Source organism: Rubripirellula amarantea (assembly GCF_007859865.1).
GTDB lineage: Bacteria > Planctomycetota > Planctomycetia > Pirellulales > Pirellulaceae > Rubripirellula > Rubripirellula amarantea.
Genome location: NZ_SJPI01000002.1, coordinates 260,590 through 283,850 on the forward strand (window position 1 = coordinate 260,590; position 23,261 = coordinate 283,850).

Genomic DNA, 23,261 nt, shown 5'->3' on the forward strand with positions numbered 1-23,261 from the left:
GGCTTCACTGCGTCGCACATTTCGCTGAACTGCGCTGCATACTGAACTGCACACTGTATTGAACTGCATACTGAACTGCATACTGCACTGCACACGGGACTGCGGCTTCTACCGCGCTTCATTGTTACTTCAGCAGTGCTGCTGCGATGGTGGCGACCAGAGGAGCCAGGTCATTGGCTGCCCTTTCCAGGTTTTCGGCGCGGCGTCCCGTAACGCCATTTTGTCTTAACCGAGAAACATCGCCGGACAACCGTTGCCAAGCATCGACCAATTGCTCGGTGCCTCGTTGTAGCTCGCGTATGTCTTCGCGGTCACTCAACCTAGCGTGGAGGCGTTTTGATGCAGCGTAAAAGTCGTGCGCCGAATGGCTGATTGACTGGCCAAACGATGCAGGCTGAAAATAACGCTCGTAACGTGCAATGTCCGCTTTGAAGTACTCTGCTGTTCCTTCAAGCGAAGCGGCGACGCCCATCAATTCTTCATAGACCACTGTGTTGGGACCCGACGGAGTGACTCGCAACGCACGACGCAAACTATCGCACTCGCGGTCTATCGTTGCGATGGTTGCGGGATTGACCGGACGCAGCGTGACGTACGTGCTACGGAGCCCATTCCACAACGAATCAATCTCTTGAAACTTTCCGCTCGCGTCGATCTGGATGGCCCCATGTCGGATCGACTCGTCAAATTCGCGAACCAGTCGATCCATCCTGCGACTGCCATCACTGACGCGTGCTCTCGCATCAGGATTCAAGCTAGAAATCGCCCGGAGTGTCAATTGATCCATCAAGTCCGTGCAAGCACTACGCAAGCGTGCTGACGACGCAACCAAGTCACGTGAATCGACGGGCGGACGCATCCACAGCATCGCGTACGTTTCTTCGCCGCATTGGCCAATTCGATCGAGCCGAGCAGAAATGTGTGGATTGCCGATCGCGTAGAGCTCCTGGCTATACGATCGCCAACGAGCAACAAAATCAGTGAAGCTTGAACTGAGTTCTTCGTACGTTACATCGTCAACTCGGTCCGCTTCCGCCAGCAACGATTGACGTAGCAAACGGCCGTCGTGAGTGAATCGTCGAAGTTGGTCGTGCGACAGAACACATAGCTTTAAATCATCCAGCAACGCTTGCATGTAAGTTGCTGCCACCAACATCTTGTCGTGCAGGCCGTGGCGATCTAGCTGCGGACTGACACCCATCTGACGACTCATCGTGCTGAGATAGCGATCGCAATCTCTCACATGCGTCGACATTTCTGATGTGAGGATCGATAGCGATCGCAGTTCAAACGATAGTTGTCGCCAATCTGCGTCAAGCGAGGCATAGCGATTCGCGATCGGGCCGAAATCACTTAGCCCGTCACAACTGCGAAGCAACGCATCAGCGTTGGCGGCAACTTGATAGGACGCAGGCAGCACTCGACGGACCGACGCATTTTGGCGACCGAGACCTTGCAGGTCCGTTACTAAGAACCCGAGCTCGCGAGTGAATCCCGACAACGATTTCGCAAAGCGAGCCATTTCTGGGCTACCGACATTGATGGATCCTATCGGTGCTGGCCCTTGAGTCGGTGGCATCGGTTTGCGTTGAGGCGGCGGTTGTCGACGCGCCGTTTCAGCAGCCTTGATTCGTTCACGCTCCAGCTGCGCTTCGGTAATGGTGCGAAACAAATCTTCGATCAAAGTGCCACGCTGTGCGAATGCGACTCTTGGCGTTACCGCCGTCAAAATAGCGAGGGTCAGGACGGTGAGAAGCATTCGCTGGATCGTCATGGCGGATCACATACATTAGATAAGAGGGGGCGAAGCGAACTTTCCTTGTCCGCGGCATCGTTAGTTTACGCGTCTTGTAGGCCTAGAATGCGCAGTCGTTTTCAATGCAGCGGACATGAAGCGTATTTCAAGCTTATCACAGTACGTCCAGGGCACTCTGCACTACCACCAACATTGCTTCGAGTTGACGTTCGGTTCGCGATGAAGATTCCAGGTGATGCTCGGTCACCTTGACCACCACCTTGCCTTTAATGGTGCGAGCCAATCCAATCAGTACTAGCCCGTCCAATCCGTCGGGCGCGTCGGGTCCGAGGTGACCCGTGATTGCAACGGCGAGGTCGGCTTCAGGAGTTTGTTGTAAGACTCCTTTGGCCATCTGGTGCGCCACAGGCGGCGAAACCGCTGAGAGATTTGCGATGGTTTCGGCATCAACACCAAGCCAACGGACCTTAGTGTCGTTGCGATAAGTCACTGCGGATCCACAGAATACCTCGGAAACGCCAGCGATTTTGGCCATTTCCGCTGCAACCAAACCGCCGGTGCAGCTTTCCGCGAACACAATACGCGAACCCGCGTCGGAAAGCTTTTCAAAGAGTTCAACGCAAAGAGGATGAGCAGTCATGAGCGAGATCAGGCAACGTGGATTGAAGGATTCGTGGATTGAAGGATTCAATGTCGAGAATCCACAATCTACTCTCTCTGCTGCCCGTTAGCTGAAAGTTCTAACGAACTGAACTTTGTTCGCAAACTTTGAAACTACGGCCGCCCCGCCCAAGGCCCGGCATCCCCGCGAACATTCAGTTCCCCACGAGAATCCAAGGTTGGCCGTGTATGCATCCTTGTCACGAACGTTCGTCGTCGGAAAAGCTTAACGCAATTAAGTGAGATCGAACGTTCAAGTTGCCAGGAAGCGATCTTAGAAGCAAGATCGTTGCGCTATCGCTGGGTGAGCCACGCGATCACACGGCGTGTAGAGTGATTGCGCTCGCAATCGTTGCAGGTTGAGCACATGGTATTGCCCCATCAATTGCGTCAGTTCAGGAGTGCTGGTCACGCTGAACCGCTTCAACAATTCGGAACGTTCCGCCTCTATCAGACGTTTGGACACACCGTGAAGTTCGGCTATGTCCTTGGTCTGCATTCCCGATGTCACTTGATGAAGTACTTCACATTGGCGTGGCGTCAAACTGGACATCGCCTCGCTGACCGACTGTAAAAGTTGATCAAACCCAAATTGACATTGGTCATAGGCGAACGCTGACTTTAAGAGGGCAACGAATTCCGAGCTCAGGTTCATATCGTCTAAGTTCAGTGGAGCACTGACGGCGAACGCCCCAGTTGAAATCAGGTCGAGGACGGTTTGTGGTTCGGATGTCGAACTGGTCAAGATCACGGGAGCGTTGAGATTGCGTTTTCGAGTCGTTCGCAAAAATTCTCTCACGGCATTCGGCGACAAATCATTCTTAAGGATGACACAGCATGGACGCCGCACTGTTTCCTGAGCGAACCACTGTTCGGGGTATTCGAACGAACGCATCTTGGCTTCCGCTCGATCGGCAAGCGATGCGTAGGCCTGTTGGTCCTCAAGCGACCTACCAATCAAAAAGAGCGTCAGCAGCGGGCGAGAAGGTGAGTGTAAAGACACGGTAGAGGCCAGAGGTTGGAGTGCAGACTTCTATGGGCGAACTCGAATGAGGGCGTCGATTGCAACTAACACGATTGAGTCCTGGTTCGTTAAGTCCTTGGTGGTCCTGGATCAATATTATGGTTAGGACGCGTCAAGGGGGTTGGTGTTCACCCAAGCAAACCGTAACGGTTTGTACGGTGTCCTAAATAGCTGCGGTGGGGTCCTGAATAGCTGCGGTGGGCTGGTCAGGCGATGCATCTTCAATGCCAAAGATGATTGAAGACAATGGTTTGCGTACCCTTCATGGCCCTATCGCCATGACCAGGTCCGATGCAGATCTGTAGTCCGGTCAAAATCAGGAAGCCGACTGACCAGGACCACAGAGGGGGCGAAGGAGGCTTGCATCGAGCGAGATCCCGTTATCCGATGTTAGGTGAGGCTTAGTGGGGGCTCAGTGAGGGCTCGGACAGCCATGACGCAACCGACGATCGGCTTGGTTGGCCCGAGCCAAAACGTGGCTGGTCTTGGGCGAAGCGGGGCTGGACCCAGGTAAATCTGACAGCCTGCGCAAACGCTACGAACGGTTGATCCCGAATGTCAGTTGTCGGTTGGGGATTCAAACGGTCCATCTTGCTGCGTCGGGGTCGAACATTGGCGCTGGGGCGGTTAATCTATGTCATGGTGATTGAGCGTCCGCGGCGGACTTCTTTTGAACAATTGTGTGCCGCTGATTTCCGTCGCGTGCCGCCGCAGAGACTCCAGTGAGCATCCGAACCGCGAGATTGCCGATCTGTTACTGATCAGTTACCGATCAACGGGACGTCCGTTTAGCGACGCCCATCCGAGACGATTGTCACGAACCAGGTGGTGAACCCCTCCGTGGAACTGCAGCATTTCTTCAATAGTAAAATTCCGCCCCGAGATCACTTCACGTCTGTATTGGAGTTTTGGGCGGAGCACCGGGGGGACATGCCGGCGTACGTCTTCACCGATACCGAATCCGTCGAAGTAAGCCTCACCTATGCCCAATTGTGGGACAAGGTTCAGGCGCTCGCTGGTTACCTTCAACATCGCTGCCGCATCCGGGCCAATGATCGGGTCCTGCTTCTCTATCCACCATGTTTGGATTTCGTCGTTGGCTTTTATGCCTGCCATGCGGTAGGCGCGATTGCTGTCCCAGCGTATCCACCACGCCGAAACCGCAAGGCTTCGCGAATCCGTTCGATCGTGGTTGACGCCAGTGCCACGTGGGCGTTGTCGACCACCGGAATTGTCGAACAGCTCACCGGCAGCCACCAGCACGATGACTTGATCGGTGTGCAATTGGTGGCAACGGATGACCCCGAATGCCAAGCGATGGAGCATTACCGTGCGCCGAAGCGATCTTCTGAATCATTGGCGGTGCTTCAGTACACGTCCGGTTCGACCGGGTCGCCCAAAGGTGTGATGCTGAATCATCGCAACTTGATTGCCAATAGCGAACTGATCCTGCATGGCTTCCATCCTTCGCCCGAAACGGTGGGCATGAGTTGGTTGCCGACGTATCACGACATGGGGTTGGTCGGCGGCGTATTGATGCCGATGTACATGGGCAAGGTTTGCGTGCTGATGAGCCCGATGACGTTCTTGCAGCGTCCGGTGCGTTGGTTGCGAGGGATTTCGAAGTACGGTGTCACGGTCAGTGGTGGTCCCAACTTTGCCTATCAACTTTGCGCCGACAAAATTTCGGAAGCGGAAGCTGCTGAATTAGATCTTTCGACTTGGGAGATCGCATTCAATGGTGCGGAACCGATTCGCGCCTCAACTCTCGATAAGTTCTCTCGTCGATTTGCCTCGCAAGGGTTCCGCAAGGAAGCGATGTTGCCCTGTTATGGCATGGCGGAAACGACGCTGATCGTTACTGGCGGACCGGTCAGCCCGCGTCCGATCATGTCGACGTTCGACGCCGACCAATTGGCCGAAAAGAAAGTCGTTCCGATTGGCGAAGACGAGTCGAACGCTCGCAAGCTGGTTGCCTGTGGCGAGGTTCTTCCCGGTGAAACCGTTTTGATCGTTGATCCTGATACCAATGAAGTATTGGCGGGTGATTGCATCGGCGAAATTTGGGTCGACTCACCATCCGTGGGCCAGGGCTATTATCAACGCAAGGACGCAACCGAACGAACGTTCAAGGCGACCACTGCCGATGGTCGAGGACCATTTCTTCGCACCGGTGACTTGGGCTTCCTGCACGAAGGACAACTTTACGTGTCCGGTCGCTTGAAGGACATGATCATTGTTCGCGGCGTCAACCGATACCCTCAGGACATCGAAGAAACCGTCGAACAGGCCAGTGAAGTCGTGCAGGCGGGTAGCGTCGGAGCGGTCGCGATGGACCACGACGGTCGTGAGCAACTCGTGATCGTCGCGGAAGCAGCCCGCATCCGCGACCTCGATTGGGATTCCCAGATTCAAGCGATTCGCCGAGCGGTGACCGCTGAGCACGACCTGCCACCGGACGCCGTCTACTTGGTTCGCAACAGCAGTATTCCGAAAACGAGCAGTGGTAAAATTCAGCGTCACGCATGTTTGCACGCGGTGCGCGACGGAGATTTGAAACTGGTCGCTAAATGGGTGCGCTGGGAAGAAAATCAATCTGCTTCGATCGGTAGTGCGTCATCGTTTGATGATGTTGGGGCGCCGATGATGCAAGCAGCCGCTCGCAATGGCGCCGCCATCAATTACGACGACGTTAGTCCGTCGGTGGCTGGTGTCATTATCAATCACGTTCGTAAGGTGGCGGGCGAACGAGCCGGGCATCTTGCGCTTGATACTAATATCGTGCTTGACCTTGGGCTGGATTCGCTTGAGCGTCTTGAGATCGCTCGCAAGCTTGAGCGTAGTTTCGGGGGCCGCTTTCCAGAGCAAGTGCTCGACGAAATCGAAACCATTGGTCAAACCGCACTCGCCATTCAACGTTACTTAACGCCTGGTGCCGAAGCTCGCGCTGATGCGTTCTTGGCCGGCGATGTCGACAACGACGAACTCACCGAATCAGCAAGCGAAAACGGTTTCGTCGGCACAGTGGTGAAGACAGTTGAGCCGGAAGACAGCGTCGAACAGTTTGCCGAATATCGGCGACTAAAGAACACGATGGAACAAATGATGATGACGGGGGTCCCTAACCCGTATTTTACCGTTCATGATTCCGTGGTCTCGGACACCACCATCGTTGATGGTCAAACGTTGATCAGCTTTGCCAGTTACAACTACCTTGGTTTGAGTGGTCATCCCGCCGTCAGCGCCGCCGCAGCCGATGCGGTCGCCAAGTACGGGACAAGCGTCTCGGCGAGTCGATTGGTATCGGGCGAAAAACCAATTCATGGTCAATTGGAACGAAAGATCGCAAAGTGGATCGGCGTCGATAATTCGATCCTAATGGTTGGTGGCCACGCAACCAACGAAACGACGATCGGACATCTTGTCGGTGAAGGGGATTTGATCGTCCACGATTCGTTGGCTCACAATTCAATCGTGCAAGGCGCGCTGCTTTCTGGTGCTCGTCGTCGTCCTTTTCCTCACAACGACTTTGCCGCGCTCGATCGATTGCTTACCGAAAACCGATCCCGCTATCGCCGTGTATTGATCGCGATCGAAGGCGTGTACAGCATGGACGGCGATTTTTCGGATGTGCCAAGTTTCATCGAGGTCAAGAAGAAACACCGTGCGATGCTAATGGTCGACGAAGCGCACTCGTTTGGAACCATGGGGCAGCATGGTCGCGGGATGGCTGAGTACTTCGATATCAACGCTCGTGATGTTGATATTTGGATGGGCACCCTTAGCAAGTCGGCTGCTTCTTGTGGCGGCTACATTGCCGGGTCCAATGCACTGATCGAATTGCTTCGTTACACCGCGCCTGGCTTTGTGTTCAGTGTGGGAATGCCTCCGGCGCAAGTCGCCGCAGCTCTCGCCGCAATTGAAACACTCGAAAAGGAACCCGAGCGAGTTCAACGTTTGCGAGATCGCAGTGAACTATTCTTATCGCTATGTCATGAAGCGGGGCTGGATACCGGCGATAGTGAGGGCACGCCTGTGGTGCCCGTCATTACTGGCAATTCGATGGTGGCACTTCGCCTATCCAACCGATTGAAAGGCGACGGCATCAACGTTCAGCCGATTCTCTACCCAGCGGTGGACGAAAGCGCCGCACGCTTGCGGTTCTTCATCACCAGTGAGCACTCTGAAGAACAGATTCGCTTTACTGTTGCCCGTACCGCAGCGCATATCGCCGAACTCGGCTTCGACTCCAAACCGGCTGCAATGTCTTAGCATCCATGGCATCACAAAACGCATTCGGTCACCTGGGATGCAAGTTGTGACGCAAGTTGTGACGCAAGATGCATGGGGCAACCGAAGAGAATCCTTTAGCTACGCTGGGCAATGCTGGGCAATGCTGGGCAACGCAGACGGCTACGCGATTGTGAATTGCGTAGCTGACCTTAAGGGCAAAACGCGGGGTGCAAAACTTTCGTTAGCACTTGCGGCGGCGATCAGCTATTCTAAGATGAGTCATAGTGAAAGCGATCCCGGATGGCGATAGAGCGTTGCCCGGTTGCAAACCCTCCAACAGAACAATTCACGCAGCCATGCCTTATGGGCTTGGGGTGATTCTCTCGGGACCGCTTTCGATGCTGCCCGTGTCTATGAAGGAGATGATCTTGCTTACCGAGTCCACCGTCGAAAAAATGTTCCGCGAATTGATGAACACCCCCGAGCGCACCGAAGAGGTCTTTGACAAAGCAGAAGACCTGCTTGAGGATGAACTGCGTCCAGAAAGCCCACTGCGTCACCGATTGTCCGTGGAATTGGACGAGTTGCGAACCCTGGCTGCAAAAGCCTAATTCATCGCGACATCGAAACAAAAAAAACGCATCTTGGCGAGCTTGCCAAGATGCGTTTTTTTATTGAGTGACGGTCGCCTTGTCAGGGACTTTAACGATTAAGTGTCAGACCGAAGGTTCCACCAACCATGACCAAGTCTTGGTCGCGGTCGCCACCGGGAACATTGCCGATCGCCTCACCACCTCGCCACACTCCGGTGCCGATGTCGATGATTTGGAAGCCCGTTCGGACTGTGATCATCTTGGTTAGTTGATAACCAATTTCCCCTCGCAGGTCGAATCCGACAAAGAACTCTTCGTTGCGTGTTCGGGTGGGACTCGTTGCGTCACGTTGAATGTCCAGGATTTGATCGCCGACTGTGATCGTTGTGTCGGTTGGATCTCCGTAGAGTACCCACAGTTCTTCGTTGTTGGTCCTCGCACACTGGAAGTTTTGACCAAAGAACACTTTGAAGTCAGCGGAGTATTGGAAACGATCGCGGAACTTAAAGTATCGGAATCCAAATTGGCCGCCGAGCAAATCGTTCTCGGTGATGGACTGATCGGTCAGCAGTTGGTCGGCTGGGAAAGGTGACGAACTGATGAACCCAGGGATCGCGGTGATATCGGGGAAGGTGCTCAGGCGAGTCGACTTTGCAGTATCGTCAAGCTTCATCCATCGCAGACCAACCAATGGCTCCAAGATGCCACCGTAATGGTACGGTTCCATTCGCCAAGTCTTGTTCAATTCGAAGCTATTGTAACTGAACACGTTGGTGTCATCGCCAACATCAAAGAATCGATAGTCCGAACCAAAGTTGTTTTCTTCGCCGGGCGGTGTGATGCGTCCGAAATTTGGATCGGTAGCCGCACCGCCGCCACCACTTCCGCCAACCACTTGGTCGCCGTTGTAACGGTTGGCTGCTTCGTGGCGAACATAGAACGCCTCGGCAACACTGTTTTCGGTCCAGTTGAAGTACCACCCGTTGTCCTCGGGGGTCATGTAACCAACCTCGTAACGATGGCCCCAGCCACTGTCGAGTTTGGTTTCGGGACCGTTAGGGTCATTGGTTTCAGGATTGGAACCGTACAAGTTGAGCCGGTCGTAAGTGGCGAACCACCCCGTCGCAGCGCGATGCTTGGGTTTCATATCCATCAAATCCATGTCATACACGGGTTCGAACCAACGAAAGTCGGGATCGAACGCGAATGGATCTGCCGGAGGCAGATTATTGAAATGCTCTTGAGCGTTCGCCCCAGCGATTCCGCCTAGCATGGCTAAGGCTGTTAACAGACTTGCCGTCAGCTTCCGTACCGACATCGCGATTCCACCGTCTTGCAGTTGTTTCGTTTTTCGGGCGACCAACGCCCAAAACCTGTCGCGAACCCAAGGTTCGCGATACTCGCCAAACACTGATCTGCGAAGTGCATTTTTTCGCGCACTCCATGATCCGAGTTCGGGTTGTGCCGGTAGTATCGGCCAGGATTAGCGAGAAGGCTTAGTTTGTTTGTCCTGAGAAGCCGCAAAAGTCAGAGAAACTGCAAAACAGTAAGAACCGTCACAACCGGAAAACTCGCACGCGAGGTGTTTCACGCACACAGTGGAATGGAATACCTTGCGTTTACCGAGTCGGTATTCTGTCGCGAACAGATTAAATGCCATCCACCGACGCGTCCTGCAAATGTGATTGGCGACTTAGTAACGACAATGTTGCAGCCATGGCATCTTCCTGTAGACCCGCTCCCATCTCGAAACTGTCCAATTCGCCAGTCTTGTTCTCAGACTCAACAAAGACCCCATCAGCAGCCATATGCTTTTTCACCCCTCCTCGCTTCATACTCGGCAGGCTTTCAAGGTCAAACTCCCCAAGTTCTAGCACGGCATCGACATCCGATGCTCGCAATGTTTGAGCCTCTCCTTGTTTGTTCGCGGGAGCCCTGTTCACGAGCGGCATTTCGGAATTAGCTTCCGTTACCGAGACATTGACGGTCGCCGTTGACGTGTGCAGATCAAACACGTAGGCGCCTCCACTGTTATTAGACGGGCGATTGTCTAGCCACGAACCCACCACCGCGACGTCCGCATCGACGGCCACCGCGAATCCGTATTCATCGGCCGCTGTGACTTTGTCGTTGCTAAGCGATCGTGTTTGGGTCCAGACGCCTGCGATGTTTTCAAACAGGTAGGCGTTGCCTGAAGTTGAACCACCAATGTCCGAACCAATCGCTCCGTCTACCAAGCGATCACCGGATAGGTCGACCGACCATCCCAAGCGATCACCGGCTAACGCATCGCTTGCCAGTATTTTGGTCACTTGCCCCCAATTGCCGACTCCGCCCTCGTCCTGGCCAAATAGATATACCGAACCTCGTTGGTTCAGTCCGCCTTCGTCGTCTTGGCGAGCACCGACGGCAAGGAATCCGCCGTCGATCGATACCGAGTAGCCAAACTGGTCTGCCAGAACTGCGTCGCCCGCTTCGATGGCTTTGTCTTCGCCCCAATTGCCAGCTCCACCCGTGTCGCGTCCGAACACGTATACTGCTCCCGTGTCGTTGGACAAACCGTCATGACGGAACGCTCCCACGGCAATCAAGTCGCCGTCGATGGAAACGGATTGACCGAACCGATCCTCAGCTGCTCCGTTGCTGGCGACCAGTTTCATGGATTGGCCCCAGTTGCCAGCGCCACCAAGGTTGCGCTCAAATACATAAGCAGCACCGGACGATTGGCCGACTGGATCGGCGACACTGGCACCCACGACAATCGTGTTACCTGAGAGAGCGATGGAGCGTCCAAACAGGTCGCGTGTGGTTGTGTCGCCACCGATGATTTTCTTGACCAATCCCCAGTTGTCGACGCCGCCCTGGTTGCGATCGAAGACGTAAATCGCCCCAGCCTGGAATCCGTTTTGCCGGTCTTTTTGCGCACTGACGGCGACGGTGTCACCGTCAATCGCTACCGAGTAACCGAATTGTACACCAATACCGTTAGCATCGAGGTCACCGGTCAGTTGCGCAACTTGTGTCCAAGTCGTCTCACCGGTTCGGCGGTACACGAAAGCCGAACCCGAGCTGGTGACGCTCGACGGATCATCCAGGTACGAACCGACAACAGCAAAGTCACCATCGATGGCAACAGCATTGCCAAACCGGTCGCCACCCGACGCAGCGCTGCTGACGAGTTCGACATCATTGAGTGCGATCGTGTAATCAAATGAGTCGGTTCCGGTGAACCCTGTGTCAGGCGTGTACGTTACTGTGCCATCACCATTGTTGGTGACCGAACCGTCGGAACCGTCCTGAACCCCCAGAATCTGCACCTCACCCGTCGGTGTGTCATTGGTCAGCACGGAAACAACCACCGACGTATCTTCGTTGGTGGTCGCACTATCGTTGATCGCAAGCAGCGGCGATCCTTGCGCGCCCTCGATGGCACCGATGTCGATTTGGCCATACAGCACACGAGCAAACGTATCGCCACGTTGGTCGAATTCCATCGGATCAAACACGATCGTCGGATCACCGGCGTCGATCGCAGTCGCACTGGCCATGTCCAACAGATTGAAGCCAAAGCCTCCGATTCCACCATCGTTGCGATTGATGGTTAATGTGTAGCTGCCTGCCGGCATTAAACCAATCACGTTGTCGTCGCTCGAGAGAGACGTTTCGCCCACCACGTTACCCTGGGGCCCCTTGAGCTTCCACTGCACACCGCCATCATTCGTACGGCTATCGAAATACAAACTGGTCGGTGCTCCCAACGTGAACGTGTAGTTCCTCGCTTGACCAGGGATCGTCGTGTTCGTGTTGACCGCCGTGTTTAAGGTCAGTGGCGTCGTGGAATCGGCAACGGAATGAACCCTCAGTGAATAGTTCTCAATTCCATCCGCTGCAGCCAAGTTGCCTTGGACAACAATCGTGTAGTTGCCGGTGTGGGGCAAATCGATTCGACCGAGGTCGTTGACCATGTAAGCATTCGAAGCGAGTGTCGCACCGTATTGATCAATGACAGCCCACGACGCGGTATAGCCACTTGATTCGGTGGTCGTGTCGCTTAAGGAATCAACGTAGACGCTCGTTCCAGCCGTGCCAGCGAAATGATAGAGGTTCGTTGTGTCCGTAGGATTGACGATTCCATTGACGGTCGTATCCAGAGAAATGGGTGTTGCCAGAGTCGACATTTCCAGAACGCGAAAGGCGTAGCTTCCGGTGTAGTCCGCGTTTGCAGAAACGGTAACCGTGCGTTGAAACGATCTACATGTCAAAGGCCTTTCAGAGATAGGAAACGCAAAAAACGCAACCTAACACTGACCTTACGTGCCAGTAGCCTGGCATCAACTTCGAAGCGTAATGTTCAAGGCAGGAGGTATTCCCTTCGAGCTGCTACAGCATCGAGATTGAATACATCATCCGCTCTATCGCCGACAGCTGGGAAAGCAATCTATTGGAAAAAGTTTTTCCGTCCAGCATCCGAAGGGAAGGAAACGCACGATCCAATCAAAGTTTCGATAAGCGATCACGTAAGATCTGCCACAGTTGTCGCTGCTGAATCGAAGCGTGGATTGGGGAAATCAATCTGCACTGCGTTAGCTCAAAAAACCAACCGGGCGATCGTTTCCGGTGCTCACGAATTCACGGGCGTTGGGCAGGATCAATTCCAGTTGCGAGTCATTGGGCACTCCGAACCACATCGCTAACTCGGACGCCATTTCGTCGACCGACGTCGTTGGTAACAACCGCCCGCGTCCGACATCCAGGTCGGGACTGTTGAGCAAGTTGACGGGGTAATCACCCAGAATCCGATTGCCCACGACAGCTTCGCTAACGACAAGCTGGTTGCCGCCCCAGCCGTGATCGGTGCCGCGTCCGTTGCTCGAAAGTGTGCGTCCGAAATCGCTGGCCGTGAATGTCACCACCTCGCTGCCTTTTCCTAGCGACTGGACCGCGGCAAAGAAGTCAGCAATGGCCTTCGACACCATGCCAAGGTTCAGCCCCTGTGCTGCAATCAACTCTTGGTGGTTATCAAAGCCGCCGACGCCAATGAAGAACGTTTGACGACCGTGGCCCAGGGTTTGCTGCGCGGCGATGGTACGGGCGACGATCTTAAGTTTCTGCTGCAACGATGACGCTCGCTCAGTCGGAAAATAGGCTTCTAAATCTGGAGTCGCGGCGATCGCCGAATTGAACTGACTTGCCAACGTCAGGGCTTCGCTTGCATTGTTAGAGAACAGTTGCTTAAACCGATTGGCGTGGCTGCGCGTGAGCATGTCGTCGGTCGCCCCAGTCATGATCGCGTTCAGTGGGTCCGACAAGTCGCCGTACGCCAGCACTTCGGTCGATCCATCGGGGCTGATGACGTACGGCACAAGATCGCGACCCGTCTGCATCAGGTTGGTGCGATCGAGAGAAATGTTCATCGAGAAGTTTGACGGTGCGGCCATCGACGACGTCCAATCCGCCATGCGACCCATCCAACCGCTCACTTGCAAACGCGATTGAGGTATCGAGGACATCCAATGTCGCTGCAAGTCCAAATGGCTGAACAATCCAAGCGGAAGACTTACATCCGCATTAAAATCGGCGATCGTGGTCGGTCGAACGAGACTACCGACGTTGCTGATGAAAGCCGCGTTGCCGTCGTTGTAGATGGATTGAATCTCAGGCATTTCTGGATGCACGCCGAAACTGCGACTGCTCGACGCGTCGACAATCGGGTGCAACAACGACTCAGGCAACGCCACGCCGAGACTGGGTGAATCATACAGTCCGCCACGTACGGTGACGTAGTTCTCGTACTCACCGGGCGTTAACGGAGTCAGCATGTTGAACGAATCGTTTCCGCCGTATAGAAACAAACACACTAGTGCTTTGTAATCGCTGGGATTCTGCTGCGCCGCCGCAACGCCGCACTCACCGAGGCTAAGCATCGTCGACATCAGCGACGCGTTGGTCATCAATCCGCAACCACCCAATCGCTTCAGAAATTGTCGTCTTGAAGCGCCGGGTAGGTTTTCAAAGTTGGTGTTGGGGATATTCATGGTGTAAGTCTTTCTTAGAACTCGACCGCGGCATCGACGCTGGTTAGGACGCAAATCAGGGCACCCTGCACTCGCTTCTTTGGCCATTCGTTGGTGGGGAAGCCATTGGCATCGATCTTGGGAATGTTAGATTCAATGGTCTGTTTCCAATGACGTTTCACAGCCGTCGGCGTGCTGCCGCTGCAATACACCAAGTCAAATTGGTCAATCAACTTTTCAAGACCGTTTTCTTCCTGAACCAGCAAGCGTTCGTCATCCCAATCGAACTCCAGCGTGCATTGCATTTGGAACGAAAACGTGATGATAGTGGGCAAGTCTTCAAAGTATGCCTGTCCCGCTTTGACCTGTTCCAGAATAACGTTGGTCCAGCTCGCGTAGGCATCGTGAGTGTTGATGCTGAACTCGGGTGCCGCCACGAACGGAGTCGCAATCCGCACCCGAATATCGCTAAGCAACGGACCACCGGCGGGCTGGAAATCGGGATCGTAGAAACCAAACACGCTGGGGATCTGATACGCCGTCTGATTCAGGTTCGCACCCTGCGATGGAATCATTATCCGCCCGGTCGCGTAGTCACTGGTCGGCTGCATCGAACGTAAGAAACCGGCGTAACGAACTACCGGTTCACGCAGCCGACTGTAGGCAACTTCTCGCGGCAAAACCGCAATGCGAAGAGGGTTGGTACGACGGCGGGGTGAGAGTCCTTGGAAGGCTTGCGCATCGAGCAAAATCGCCTTCACAACCGCTTTCATATCGCCGCGAACGCCTTGCCCGTTATCGTTGAACTTTCGCACCACTCGCACCAAGTAGGCTCGCGAAGGATTGCTGCGCGTTAATCGTTGAATCAACTTGTAGCAGATAAACGGACCGACGTTGGGGTGGTTGAACAGATAATCAAGCACCTCCGAGATCTCGGCGTCGCCATCGGAACCGTCAATCGCAAGATCGTCAAAGGGTTGCTTCAGCCCAAACTCGTGACGCGGGTTGTGCATCACCATCGGAACGTTCGGATCGTTTCCCGACGACCACGCGTTGCCACCCTCGGGCGCCTGATACGTCAAGCCGGTGAAGACCTTCGCTAATTCTTTGATCGTGTGGTTGTCGTAAGTCGGAATCGCGTTGCCGTTTGCGTCCACTATTTGGCGTCCATCGGGTCGCAATTGATACAGCCCTATCGTGAACAATTGCATCAACTCGCGAGCATAGTTTTCATCAGGGAAATTGGTTGCGCTCGTTTTCTTGTTTCGCAGGTACGACAGGTATTCCCCCATCACCGGGTGATAGGTGACTTCTTGCAATAGATCGCGGTAGTTGCCGTCGGCCAACCGAATGAGAACGTCGTAATAGGACGCTGGCGAAAACCACCTTGGTCGACCGCTGATGTTCCCGGGCCGGATGCTACCAAACCCGTATTCGCTGGTCGTCAAGATTTGGATGAGCGCCCAGGCGACTCGTTGACGAAGTTGGTCTTCGCCCGCGACCGCCGAATGCCACCAAGCGTAGTGGCGATAGCGGTTCAGCGCCGCCGTTCGTTCGACGCCCGTGTACCCGTCATCAGCCAGCATTGCCTCGACCAACGGAACCTGCTCGGTTGCGGGCAATGCCCATTGTGCGTCAATCCAATCACTGCACGCTTGTCGGACCCCAACCGACGCCATCTGGTCGGCAAGCTCGTCGATCTCGTCAATCGTTGGGCCAAAGGTCGCGTGGTGCAAAAACTGCGACGCGCGAATTTGCCGTCGCAGTTGCAGTGATTCCGCGCTCGTGTCAACGTAAAAGTCTCCTGCTTCAGAGACCCCGATACTGAACAGGGTGCAAAAGCTGACCAGAATTACGTGATGGGTCAATCGAAACATGGCAAAACGTAGGAGGCGGGAAGTCCACAAGAAGGGGGGTACCCCTCCAGTTGTAGATGCCACACCCGACTTGGTCAAGGAATTGGCCTGTGATGGGTCAATTCTTTTAGCATGGGAGCCGCTTCGATTGGCGTCGACCCGGTGGCCTTGGTCGCGCTGGTGCCGGAGCAATGGAAACGGAGCAATGGAAACGGAACATGGTCAACGAAATCTGTTTGCCGACACGCTGGGCCAACGACCGACCGTGGGAATCGGTCGAGAAGGCAGCCGCGTTGATGAAGGTTCCGGCAAAGAAATGGGTCGCGCCAATGCCAGTCGACGGCACGGCTTGCACGGCCGGGTTGGACCAGTTGTTGGATCGGCACGTGAGCGAATCGAATCAAACGGCGGTGCTGGCCAGCGACCCGAAATTGGCGTTCGCTAGTCGACTAACCGAATCGGTCGTCGCCTTTCGGTCCGCGAAAGGCGACGATTAAAGGAGCCGATGTGCCCTACTTCGCTGGCAGAGGCGAGTGCTTGAAGCTGTGGATGACCAACTCTTGTGGCTTGCCGTCGGTGGGGCCGGTTTGGGAAGGTTGTTCGTCTTTGTTTCCGAACAACCAAAAGTTGATCATCGGACGCTCAGTTAACGGTTGCGGGATGACGGGGCCGGAGTAGACGTGGCGGATGTTCTTGCGTTTGCTCTGACCAGGACCGCTGTCGGTCAGTGGCCTGACGATCGTGTTGGATAGGTAACCGTCGAAACTCTCCCAGACAATCTTATCGTGCGACCACGTGAAGCGATGCGTGGTCTTGTTGGAGCTCGGCTTGCTCGGCGACGCTTTGCGGCGAGATGTAAGTGAATAACCCGACAACCACGTTGGATGGCAGACCGTCGTACCGCGACGCGACTTCCCACTGGTACGTGCCATAACCAAGCGACTGGGTGAGCGAGACTTCACTGGCACTCCATCGTCCGTCGTCCCGCTGCGTGATCTTCAAGTGCAAGTTGACGTCGTCGTCAACGAAAACGTTTTCCTTATCGTCGAAAAAATATTCGGCCCTGGCCCCCGAGTGCGATCGCCACTCGAACTGATTCGCCATTCATGACCCGACCACTCAATCATTTCTTGGCCGCTGACTGTCGACGAAATCGAGCAGAGACACAACAGTGCAGCACGAAGGTCTCCATTACGAATCATCTGTTTGAGTACCTTGTTGGCTGTACTTCACTTGAATCAATAACGATAGATCTTCAACGCCTTCAAATCGCGGACGATCAGGCCGCCGTCGAATACGCCCCAATAGGCCCATGCGTCGTCGGCGACTTGCAGGCGTTCGAGAATTTCCAGACTCTCGCGTTTCTGACCGACCGACAATCATTCACCGCCAGCGTCCAAGACAAGCAGGACGTCGTCGTTTCGCACCAGACTTTGATACTTGCCCATCGGCTGCCCCGTCCAAAGGATTTCGCCGGTTGCAATGTCAATCGCCGTCAATCGCTCGTTCTTGGTATGCAAGTAAATCGTATTTTGATCAACCACCGGCGACGACATGACAATGTAATACGATGTTGAAGGTGGCGAGTGAAGATAACCGCATTCGTCTAGGGCACTACCACTGATCCCTCTGCAGGCGATTCACCAAGTGAATTCCTGGCTTACGAATCTGTTCATCCATTAGCGATGCCATCAAAGCTCGCAGCGAGTGGATGGCTCAAGCGATCGTTGGCGATGTTGTTGAGGATACCTTCGAGTTCATCGTCGCTTGGATCAGCAAACCCGACAGCAAGCACGTGATCACGCGTTAACGTTGGCGAGGATAGTGGCTCGACCAACACTCGACGGCTATCTAGTTGCACCACAGGCTCTGCCGACTCAGATGAGATGCTCATTGGCTCCGTTATGCTTTGAGTCAGTAATAACTCCAGCGACGCGGAGCCAACCGTGACCGACACAGTCGCAATATCCGTTTGCAGGTCAAACGCGTAGGCGCCGCCAGTGTTGTTGTTCGGGCGATTGTCCAACCACGATCCAATGATCGCAACTTCGCCGTCCGTCGCTACCGCGATTCCGTATTCGTCGGCGGTAGTGACTTTGTCATTGATCAGGACTCGGGACTGAGACCATGAACCGGCAACGTTCTCGAACACGTAAGCACGGCCCGACGCATTGCCGCCACCATCGGCAAGCGGTGAACCGGCGATGATTCGATCGCCATCAATGGAGACCGAAAGGCCCAGACGGTCACCTGCGACACCGTCATTTGCCAATAGCTTTGTCACTTGGCCCCAGTTATCAGAGCCGCCCTCGGATGCATTGAACAGATAGACCGAACCGAGCTGATTCATGCCCGCCTCGTCATCCAAAGGCGCTGCGACGGCCAAGTTGTTTCCTTCGATCGAGACGCTAAAGCCGAATTGATCAGCCGCTGATCCATCCGAGGCTTCCACAACTGCCACCTCACCCCAGTTGTCGACGCCGCCTGAGTTCCTTGCGAAGACGTAGGCCGCACCGCTATCGTTGCCAACGCCGTCGTACCGGAACGCACCCACCGCAACATAGTTTTCATCAATCGATACCGACTGGCCGAAACGATCGCCCGCACCCTGGGTGCTGCCGGTAAGCTTCTTGACTTGTCCCCAAGTGTCGACGCCACCCTGATCCCGCTCGAAAACGTAGGCCGCGCCCGAGGATACACCCACGGGGTCAGCAACACTGGCACCCACGACGATCGTGTCGCCAGAAATGTCCACCGAACGACCGAACAAATCACGTTTGACGGTGTCACTGCCGATCAGCTTGGTCACACGTCCCCAGTTGTCGGGGCCACCTTCGTTGCGATCAAAGATGTAAACCGCCCCGGCTTGGAATCCGTTTTCACGATCTTTCTGGGCGCTTACGGCGACTGTGTCACCGTCGATGGCGACGCTGTAACCGAACTGGCCGTCAGTACCGTTGGGCGCGCCGTCACCAGTCAGTTGAGCGACTTGCGTCCAACTCGTATTGCCGGTGCGTTGGTAGACAAACGCTGATCCGGCGCTATTGAGTCCTGCTGGATCATCAAGGAAGGATCCCACCACGGCAAAGTCGCCCGAGACAGCGACGGAGTTTCCAAAACGGTCACCACCACTGACTGCACTATTGACGAGCTCAACATCTTGCAACGCGATGGTGTATTGAAAACTGTCGGAACCCGAAAAGCCTACGTTCGGAGTGTACGTGATCACACCGCCCGGTCCGATCGAGGTCGTTCCATGGGTTCCATCCACCGCAGACACGACTTTCGTCTCGCCCGCTGGCAAGTCATTCAGCAAGACGCTGATGTCGACGGGGGTGTCCTGATTCGTCACCACGGAATCGTCAATCGCGTCGACCAATTGTGTGGGAACGGTAACGGTCGCGGATGCGGTATCGCTTGAGTCGACGACCAACGAAGTCGTGAACGTGTTGCCGCCGTATTCCACAACGACTTCGTAGTCGCCTCGGAAGACGTCCGTGCTGAAGGCACCACTGCTTGAGGTTCCGCGTACGTCCGACCACCATCGACCGAACACGAGGTCTTCATAGGCTTGCCCATTTGGCTTGATGCTAAAATCGGATCGGTAGAGTGCTGAGTTCGGCAGCCAGTGGGAGTCTTCCCAAAAACCCCATTGCAGAATTTCGCTGACTTCGTTTTGGCTAAAGGCCATGGTGAAGTAATCACGCAAATAGTCTGCTTGCAACTGTTCGTCTTCCGTATTCACGTCGAACTCAGTAATCACGATTGGCGTGTTGAACTGCGTATAGTACGAATTCACCAATTGTTCTAAGACGACGATGTCGGTCAAATTGCCCGCGCCGTAATGATTTTGCACTCCGATAACATCCAGCAATCCGGCGTTGGAAAGGGTGGTGAGCCAGTTGTCAAAGTTAACTCGGTGTGCCGTGTCGGAACCGTTGCTAGTGAAGATGTGGTAGTCGTTAAGCACAAGCTTAATTGTCGGATCGTAATCACGAACCTGTTGGAACCAATCGACAACGATGGAGTCGCCGAGAATGTCCATCACGTCATGGTTGGTGTACGGTTCATTGACGACATCCCATTCGGGGACTTGGCCATTGAACGTTGTCAACAGATCAGCGAGGTGATTTTCTATCGTGGTCTCAAGCCAGGCGGCTGCTGAAACTGAGCCATCGGTAATGACCCGAGTGTCGTATTCATTCCAAATGCTACTCGGCATGTTCCCGCGACTAGGCCAAATCATGTTGTGACCACGTACATAAAGGTCGTTGGAATTGGCAAAGTTAACGGCGTCGATGGCGCGTTGGGGATCATTGAGATACTGAGGCCACTTGAGAGAGTTCTCCATCACAACCGTGTTGAACAAGCGATTGATCTCACTCTGGTACTTCAGCGCCTGAGTATTGCCGTTCGGATCAAGCTTGCCGTTGAACGCGTTGATTGCGGATCCAAACAGAAATTCGTGTTCTTTCTGGCGAAGGTGAATGACTGCTCCATCGAGCGGATTTCCGGATCCATCGACAACCTGGACCGTAGCCAAACTCATCCGGTCGGTTTCAATTCGACTGTCGGCAGATTCACGCCATGCGTCAGTTCCTAGTCGACCTTCGTAGGATGAAGCAGGAAATTGCTCTGGAAGATCTTCGAAATTGACCGAGTTGCTTAGGTTTGTCCAATGGAATCCTCCAATTTCAACGGTCTGCAATTTCTGTCCAATGTTAAATACCGCTTGTAGACTCTCGGTCGCAAAGTCTTCGCCGACTTCATAGTCGATAGTAAAGTGTTGCCAGTTTGAACTCAGGTTGATGCTTTGCGAAACCAGATTGGCATAGGTATCAGTAGTTTGCAGCACAAAGCCAGTGATTGGGTTGTTGCCACTAGTAGCTCGAACAGAAAACTCAAACCGCAACGTGTCTCCGGACTGTACTGGGTAGTCGTTTTTTTCTTGCGCTTGCAGGTTCCAAGGGTTTGGCGGAACAGCACTTGTTGTTACTTCATAGGCAAAACCAAACGGCTCGCCCGCGACGGGGACAAGTTGCGACGTTCCCCAAGTGCCTGCGCCACTTAAGAAAAAGTCCGTTTCAGAAGCCAATGACTTCGGGGGACCATAGTTAAGTAGTTGGAAATCAGTGAACTGAAGTGTTTGAATTTGGAAACCAAGATGAAAGCCAAACGTCGCTTGGCCAACTGCGTAAGATCCCGCAGCAATGAAAGGCATTTGGATTTTCGTCCAATCTGATCCCACTTGGATTTGTTGAGAAAGAGACTTTGTGTAGGGAGAGGCCCCCAATTCGAAGATTGCCGTCAATTCCCCTGGTCCCGTTGTCGAACGGACTGCGAACTCAGCGAACAAGATGTCGCCTTGGGTCACCGGGGCATCAATGGCTTGACGTATTTGGGCACTGTACTGAGTTGCCGGCTGGCTCAAGATCGCGGCTTGAATCACCGATCCGAACGTTGGGTCTGATTCCGTGGTGTAGGTGCCACCGAAACGAGTGAAGTCTGCTAACTGCGTTCCGGTCCAAAGCGAGGTGCCACCGCTGGGTGCAGCAGCGTCGTCGTAGATTGTCCCATAGACCGTTCGTTCGCTGGTGAAGCCGACCTCATAGCCTGGTCCATTTTGAAGTTCAATCACAACCGACTCTGGTCCTTCGTCCAAAGTATCAGTTAGCGGGGTGATATTCAAATCAACTGATAAAGAGCCAGATGGGATAATGATTGAGCCTGACAAACTTTGGTAATCCACACCATTGTTGGCTGTACCGCTGGTCGAGTAAAAAACTTCCAAAGGTAAGTTTGTCGGTCCGGATTCCCGCACAATCGTAAATTTTGCCGGTACGCCAGCGAGTTCCGCTCCATAAGGTGACTCTGAATAAATGCGGACTTCGGGGACGACGGGTGATAGATCTGATCGACCGATCAGGGTAACGGTACTGCTGGTTGGCGTGGTCCACCCAACAGCCAAGTGGTCATCTCCAACCCCTTCCTTGTGCAGTAATTCAAAGTAGTACTTCTGACCCGCAGCTAGCACAATTGTGTCGGATTGCTGACTGGCAGAAGCGGTCCAATCTTGTGGACTTGTCGCTACATTGGTGGACGCGATCAGACTTAAATGGTCAGGCGATTCGGATGCACTGAGCCACAATTGCGAAGTTTCGTTGGCGGCAACGTAAAACTGATAATTACCGGATTGCGGTGCGTGAATGTATCCCCGAATGCGCCGGCCGTAGTTGTCGGTAGTGTTGTCGTTGACCGAGGCGATCGAGTTCCAATTTTCAACCGTCGTTGGCGAACTCGGGAAATTCGGGAGAGACGTTAAGCTGACAATGTCCGATCCCGACACGTCATTCCAAGTTTCAGTCGTGACCGATCCTCGTTGGCTTGCAAAGAGTTGTCCCGTCGGGACGACTTCACGCGGAAGGCTTGAGCTACTCCATTCCAAGGAAACCGCCGCGACTCCAGAAACTTCTCGGTACTCAAGCTGAACGTCGTAGCGTCGTCCCGCGATCAGGTCGATGTTGTTCACTGCTTCGACGAATCCGTTGTCGTCAAAAGAATCAAACATGAGTTGCCCGTTGACCCAAAGCCGAACCCCACCATCGGCGCTGGCAAAGAACTCATAGTTCTCCGTGAACTCGGCCTCGACCTGACCGCTCCAACGAGCCGAAAACGTGTCGCTAGCAATACTGGAATCTGGTGAACCCGACCCCCAATCGAAGTCCACGGTTGGGTCGAGTCGAATAAACGCGGTGCCGTTTAGGTTCTCGTTGTTGAAGTATTGTGCTTGCAGGCCATTTCCTGCTGCGAGCAATCGACGGTCCTCGAGTCGCTCCAGTATCATTCCGCGGCTTGCCAAATGATGTCGGCGTTTAGCGGGATGGGCCGCACGTTTCAGACGCGATCGTGATGAAATTGATCGAATCGTATCCATTGCACTTATGCGCATAGTCAAAGCCGAAAACAAACGAGTACTTCCAATCTGGCACCTCTACCCGCAGAGATGGGTAGTTTGCTCGCCAGACATTCTAGCCAACTCATGCGTTCGGCTGGCGACAAGTTAGTCGTTTTGGGCGAATAGGCTGTGGCACGACTGGCGTGGACTAAGACTCAATATTGTTCCCA

Annotated in this window: 16 protein-coding genes; 4 read left to right on the forward strand and 12 right to left on the reverse strand. The window is 54.2% G+C overall.

Going from position 1 to position 23,261, the window contains the following annotated elements; all coding sequences use genetic code 11:
* Window positions 1-124: 124 nt before the first annotated feature.
* The 3 genes from Pla22_RS14490 to Pla22_RS14500 all read right to left on the reverse strand — a co-directional run bounded on the left by Pla22_RS14490 (window position 125) and on the right by Pla22_RS14500 (window position 3,419).
* Complete coding sequence (locus Pla22_RS14490; RefSeq protein WP_146515566.1) at window positions 125-1,774, reverse strand: hypothetical protein; 1,650 nt, start codon at window positions 1,772-1,774, stop codon at window positions 125-127.
* 136 nt (window positions 1,775-1,910) lie between these two features.
* Window positions 1,911-2,396: a CinA family protein gene (locus tag Pla22_RS14495; RefSeq protein ID WP_146515567.1), complete on the reverse strand. Its 486-nt coding sequence runs from the start codon at window positions 2,394-2,396 to the stop codon at window positions 1,911-1,913.
* Window positions 2,397-2,690: 294 nt separating this feature from the next.
* On the reverse strand, window positions 2,691-3,419 hold the full coding sequence (locus tag Pla22_RS14500; protein WP_146515568.1) for a LuxR C-terminal-related transcriptional regulator: 729 nt from the start codon (window positions 3,417-3,419) through the stop codon (window positions 2,691-2,693).
* Between the two features lie 849 nt (window positions 3,420-4,268).
* Between Pla22_RS14500 and Pla22_RS14505 the strand changes: the two genes are divergently transcribed.
* The 3 genes from Pla22_RS14505 to Pla22_RS14515 are packed head-to-tail and all read left to right on the forward strand — an operon-like array spanning window position 4,269 to window position 8,284.
* Complete coding sequence (locus Pla22_RS14505) at window positions 4,269-7,712, forward strand: aminotransferase class I/II-fold pyridoxal phosphate-dependent enzyme (protein WP_242632069.1); 3,444 nt, start codon at window positions 4,269-4,271, stop codon at window positions 7,710-7,712.
* 37 nt (window positions 7,713-7,749) lie between these two features.
* Window positions 7,750-7,983 carry a hypothetical protein gene (locus tag Pla22_RS14510; RefSeq protein WP_146515569.1) on the forward strand — a complete coding sequence of 78 codons (234 nt, stop codon included), beginning with the start codon at window positions 7,750-7,752 and terminating at the stop codon, window positions 7,981-7,983.
* 46 nt (window positions 7,984-8,029) lie between these two features.
* Window positions 8,030-8,284, forward strand: a complete 255-nt coding sequence (locus tag Pla22_RS14515) for a hypothetical protein (protein WP_242632070.1) — start codon at window positions 8,030-8,032, stop codon at window positions 8,282-8,284.
* Between the two features lie 91 nt (window positions 8,285-8,375).
* On the opposite strand, the gene Pla22_RS14520 is transcribed toward Pla22_RS14515, so the two are convergent.
* The 4 genes from Pla22_RS14520 to Pla22_RS14535 form a co-directional block, all read right to left on the reverse strand.
* A complete protein-coding gene (locus Pla22_RS14520) occupies window positions 8,376-9,584 on the reverse strand; it encodes a BBP7 family outer membrane beta-barrel protein (protein ID WP_146515570.1) in 1,209 nt (402 codons plus the stop codon).
* A gap of 331 nt (window positions 9,585-9,915) precedes the next feature.
* Window positions 9,916-12,528, reverse strand: coding sequence for an Ig-like domain-containing protein (locus Pla22_RS14525; RefSeq protein ID WP_146515571.1), 2,613 nt, complete (start codon window positions 12,526-12,528; stop codon window positions 9,916-9,918).
* Window positions 12,529-12,849: 321 nt separating this feature from the next.
* Window positions 12,850-14,301, reverse strand: a complete 1,452-nt coding sequence (locus Pla22_RS14530) for a DUF1501 domain-containing protein (RefSeq protein ID WP_165440678.1) — start codon at window positions 14,299-14,301, stop codon at window positions 12,850-12,852.
* 14 nt (window positions 14,302-14,315) lie between these two features.
* Entirely contained in the window at window positions 14,316-16,157 is a 1,842-nt protein-coding gene (locus Pla22_RS14535; protein WP_146515573.1) for a DUF1800 domain-containing protein, read from the reverse strand.
* 197 nt (window positions 16,158-16,354) lie between these two features.
* Here Pla22_RS14535 and Pla22_RS14540 point away from each other — a divergent pair, with 197 nt between their 5' ends.
* Entirely contained in the window at window positions 16,355-16,633 is a 279-nt protein-coding gene (locus tag Pla22_RS14540) for a hypothetical protein (protein ID WP_146515574.1), read from the forward strand.
* A 15-nt stretch (window positions 16,634-16,648) separates the two neighbouring features.
* Here Pla22_RS14540 and Pla22_RS25855 read toward each other — a convergent pair whose 3' ends face one another.
* The 5 genes from Pla22_RS25855 to Pla22_RS14555 form a co-directional block, all read right to left on the reverse strand.
* Window positions 16,649-16,771: a hypothetical protein gene (locus tag Pla22_RS25855; RefSeq protein WP_261343145.1), complete on the reverse strand. Its 123-nt coding sequence runs from the start codon at window positions 16,769-16,771 to the stop codon at window positions 16,649-16,651.
* A 145-nt stretch (window positions 16,772-16,916) separates the two neighbouring features.
* Window positions 16,917-17,240: a LamG domain-containing protein gene (locus Pla22_RS14545; RefSeq protein ID WP_146515575.1), complete on the reverse strand. Its 324-nt coding sequence runs from the start codon at window positions 17,238-17,240 to the stop codon at window positions 16,917-16,919.
* Window positions 17,241-17,374: 134 nt separating this feature from the next.
* Complete coding sequence (locus Pla22_RS25255; protein ID WP_165440679.1) at window positions 17,375-17,515, reverse strand: hypothetical protein; 141 nt, start codon at window positions 17,513-17,515, stop codon at window positions 17,375-17,377.
* Window positions 17,516-17,692 carry an outer membrane protein assembly factor BamB family protein gene (locus tag Pla22_RS14550; protein ID WP_146515576.1) on the reverse strand — a complete coding sequence of 59 codons (177 nt, stop codon included), beginning with the start codon at window positions 17,690-17,692 and terminating at the stop codon, window positions 17,516-17,518. It lies immediately after the preceding gene.
* 116 nt (window positions 17,693-17,808) lie between these two features.
* A complete protein-coding gene (locus Pla22_RS14555; RefSeq protein ID WP_165440680.1) occupies window positions 17,809-22,980 on the reverse strand; it encodes an endo-1,4-beta-xylanase in 5,172 nt (1,723 codons plus the stop codon).
* Window positions 22,981-23,261: the final 281 nt, after the last annotated feature.